The 3,436-nt window shown below is 69.9% G+C and carries 5 protein-coding genes; 1 reads left to right on the forward strand and 4 read right to left on the reverse strand.

Annotated elements, in window-relative coordinates:
• Positions 1-109: 109 nt before the first annotated feature.
• Positions 110-658 (reverse strand): DUF5317 domain-containing protein, encoded by a 549-nt coding sequence (locus tag CM1CMNOD_RS04370; RefSeq protein ID WP_050803332.1) that lies wholly within the window; start codon positions 656-658, stop codon positions 110-112.
• A 339-nt stretch (positions 659-997) separates the two neighbouring features.
• Here CM1CMNOD_RS04370 and CM1CMNOD_RS04375 point away from each other — a divergent pair, with 339 nt between their 5' ends.
• On the forward strand, positions 998-1,228 hold the full coding sequence (locus CM1CMNOD_RS04375; RefSeq protein ID WP_013872453.1) for a biotin/lipoyl-binding carrier protein: 231 nt from the start codon (positions 998-1,000) through the stop codon (positions 1,226-1,228).
• 46 nt (positions 1,229-1,274) lie between these two features.
• On the opposite strand, the gene CM1CMNOD_RS04380 is transcribed toward CM1CMNOD_RS04375, so the two are convergent.
• The 3 genes from CM1CMNOD_RS04380 to bioD all read right to left on the reverse strand — a co-directional run.
• Entirely contained in the window at positions 1,275-1,628 is a 354-nt protein-coding gene (locus CM1CMNOD_RS04380) for a hypothetical protein (protein WP_013872454.1), read from the reverse strand.
• Positions 1,629-1,806: 178 nt separating this feature from the next.
• On the reverse strand, positions 1,807-2,928 hold the full coding sequence (gene bioB, locus CM1CMNOD_RS04385) for a biotin synthase BioB (protein ID WP_013872455.1): 1,122 nt from the start codon (positions 2,926-2,928) through the stop codon (positions 1,807-1,809).
• A 104-nt stretch (positions 2,929-3,032) separates the two neighbouring features.
• The coding region (bioD, locus tag CM1CMNOD_RS04390) for an ATP-dependent dethiobiotin synthetase BioD (RefSeq protein ID WP_131773846.1) at positions 3,033-3,436 on the reverse strand (404 nt) is incomplete at its 5' end.

Below are 3,436 nucleotides of genomic sequence, written 5' to 3' on the forward strand. Positions count from 1 at the left end.
GCCCCCTGGACGCCCCACTCCTTTTCCTTATCGATCATCATCAGATGATCGATAAGCCCACGCGACGACCAGCCACTCCGCCAGGGGTCCCCAAATAGCGGCAAAGCCGCTATTTGGGGGTAAGGCGGGACTCCAGGGTTCGGCGGGCCCGTACCGGCGCGACCGCGCCGAACATGCCGACGCCGGCGGCGGCCAGGACGTCGCCGATGCTGATGACGGCCCCCGCGCCGGGGAACGCCAGCGGGATCACGTCGGTGGCCGGGCGCAGGACGGTGTTGTCATCGCCCGGTGTGTGCTGGGCGGAGGCGTATATCTCGCTGGCGGACACGCCGGCCCGTTCGGCCGCCCACAGTGACACCGGCATCTGACCGCCGTTGGCGAGGATCACGACGGTGTTCAGCGCGATCCCGGCCCACAGCAGGCCGACGCCGGGCAGCCGGGAGTTCGCCGCGGCGAACAGCGCGACCGCCACCGTGGCCAGTACCCACGCGGCCGCGTACAGGCCGGGGATGAACCGGCTCACGCTCAGGGCCGCAATCGTGGCCACGAACATCCACGGGCGTGACACATAGACACGAACCAGAGCGTCCAGCGTGCCACCGCGGATCAGTCCCACGGTGACACCGCCCACCAGGGCAAGCACAAGGAGAACGAACACACTCGTAGTGTGCGTTGTCCGCGGGGTCTTCGATCGCAGGCGTGGCATTCCGGCATGTCCGGGTCGCCGTCGCGGGTTCTCCGCTGCCGCGTCCCCGGCTGTGCGGCCTGGCCGCCCGCGCCGGTTTCCCGTCCGTCCAGCGAAGATCGTTGGTGGGCTCGGAGGGAGCCTGGGGCGGGAGTTGTTACCACCGTGTCAAGAAATTGGGTGGATCGGTGGTCGAACAGGGACTTTCTTTGTCGACGTGGCGCGCAGCGGTCGGGCGTCGACGCACACTACGCTCACGCTGTGCACATGTCCGCGCCGGAGCGGGAACGCTCGGAACAGGGAAGGGGAGCCGTGGCCGAGGAAGTTCGGGCTGAGATGGTGGCCAACGTGTGGAAGGTCGTGGTCGGTGTCGGGGACACCGTGTCGGCCGGTGGCACGCTGGTGATTCTCGACTCCATGAAGATGGAGATCCCGGTACTCAGCGAGGACGGCGGCCTGGTCGCCCAGATCGCCGTGCGGGAAGGGGACGTCGTTCAGGAAGGCGATCTGATCGCACTCCTCGACCAGCTTCCGGCGGCCTGACCGTCAGGCCTGTGACGAGCGGGCCCGGAGACGAGTGGGCTGGGGGTCAGCCCGCGATCGTGCCGTGTTCGACGCAGCTGGCCGTCCAGCCGGTCGGGGTGACCTGGACGATCATCCGCCGCCGGCAGGTCTGGCAGAACCGTGGCGGTTCCAGCAACCGGGCCTGGACGCAGGTGTCGTGCCCGCTGTCGGCCAGCGGCCGCCCGCACCGGTCGCAGAAGGTCGTCTCCGCCGCACCGGGCGACCCGGGGAGTGGGCTGCGCCGGACCTCCCGGATCGGCTGTGCCGGTCCGGGAGGGGCCCCGAGGGCGACAGAAGCATGATCAGGCTGCCGGCGGTCTGTCGGCGCCCCGGGCGCGGCAGAAGAGTGATCGTGACGCCTCTGACCCTCGGTAGTCATGCTTCCGAGGGTAGAACATCGAGCGGCCCAGCCGATGTTCTACCCTCGGCCGTTCTACCCGGACCCGCCGGCCCGCCACCCACCACCGCGCGGCCGGTCGCGGCTCCACCGGCGCGCCCTGCGCCTCGGTCGTCCCGGTCGTTGCGGCCCAGCCCGCAACGACCGGGACAGCCTGTGATCAGAACGTGGACTGCATGGACTTGATGGGCATCTTCAGGTCGGCGAGCATTTCAAGATCTGCCTCGGCGGGCCGTCCCAGCGTGGTGAGGTAGTTGCCGACGATGACCGCGTTGATGCCGCCGAGCATCCCGTCGACAGCGAGATCGCCAAGAGTGATCTCGCGTCCGCCGGCGTAGCGCAGGATGGTGCGCGGCAGCGCGAGCCGAAACGCGGCGATGGTGCGCAACGCCTCCTTCGGGCCGACCACCGAAAGATCGGCGAACGGTGTGCCCGGCCGCGGGTTGAGGAAGTTCAGCGGGACCTCGTCGGGTTCCAGCGCGGCGAGCTGGCCGGCGAGTTCGGCCCGCTGCTCCAGCGTCTCACCGACCCCGATGATGGCGCCGCAGCACAGCTCCATGCCGGCGGCCCGCACCATCTCGCAGGTGTCCCACCGCTCCTGCCAGCTGTGCGTGGTCACGACCTGGGGGAAGTGCGAGCGTGCCGTCTCCAGGTTGTGGTTGTAGCGGTGGACGCCCAGCGCGGCGAGCTCGTCCACCTGTTCCTGGGTGAGCATCCCGAGCGAGCAGGCGATGTTGATGTCGACGGCGGCGCGGATCGCCTCGACCCCCGCCCGAACCTGGCTCATCAGACGCTTGTCCGGTCCCCGGACGGCGGCGACGATGCAGAACTCGGTCGCGCCGGTCTCCCTGGTCGCCTTCGCGGCCTCGACCAGCGACGGGACGTCCAGCCAGACCGAGCGCACCGGTGAGTCGAACTTGCCGGACTGGGAGCAGAAGTGGCAGTCCTCCGGGCAACCGCCGGTCTTGAGGCTGACGATCCCCTCGACCTCGACCTCCGGGCCGCACCAGCGCATCCGCACCTCGTGCGCCAGCGCCAGTGCCTCGCCGATCCGGTCGTCGTCGAGCTGTAGCACCTGAAGAATCTGTTCGGTGGAGAGTCCCTGGCCACGCTCCAGCACCTGCTCACGGGCGACCTGGAGAATGTCGGTGACCGGCGCGTTCCCGCCGGGTCGCCCGACGGCTGTCGGCTGGTCGACTGCTGGCTGGTCAGCCGCCGGCCGGGCCGGTGTCGGCGGTTGCGTCGGCGAGGGCACGGGCACGGTGACTACTGACGGCGGCAAAGCGGTCTCCCTGTGGTAGATAGGTTACGGACCGTCGATTCGTCCGAGGATCCGGGTGGCCCAGGTCCGCGAGGTCCCCGGGATGGCTGACGGACCGAGATGAGTCACGGTCTGTGACTCTCTCGGAAGTCGTGGGCGTTGAAGGTGCCGCCGAGAGCGGGCGCCAGGCAGGCCCGGGCGGTGGCGCGAAACGCCGCGGCGTCGGTGTGCCCCGCTCCCGCTGGCACCGCTCCGGCGAGTGGACGCGCGGCGAGTATCTCCATGTCCACGATGTTCGAGCGACAGGCGAGGTCGGGGTTGGCCGGCCAGGAGCCGATGACGAGCCCGGCGAGTTCCAGCCCACGGTTGGCCAGCGCCTCCAGGGTCAGCGCGGTGGTGTTGAGCGCGCCGAGCCCGGCCTCGCTGACCAGCAGCACCGGCGCGGCCAGCGTACGGGCGAGGTCGGCAACGGTGCTGCCCTCGTCGTCGTAGCGGACCAGCAGCCCGCCGGCGCCCTCCACCAGGACGA

The sequence above is a fragment of the Protofrankia symbiont of Coriaria myrtifolia genome (assembly GCF_900634755.1).
Taxonomy (GTDB): Bacteria; Actinomycetota; Actinomycetes; order Frankiales; family Frankiaceae; genus Protofrankia; species Protofrankia coriariae.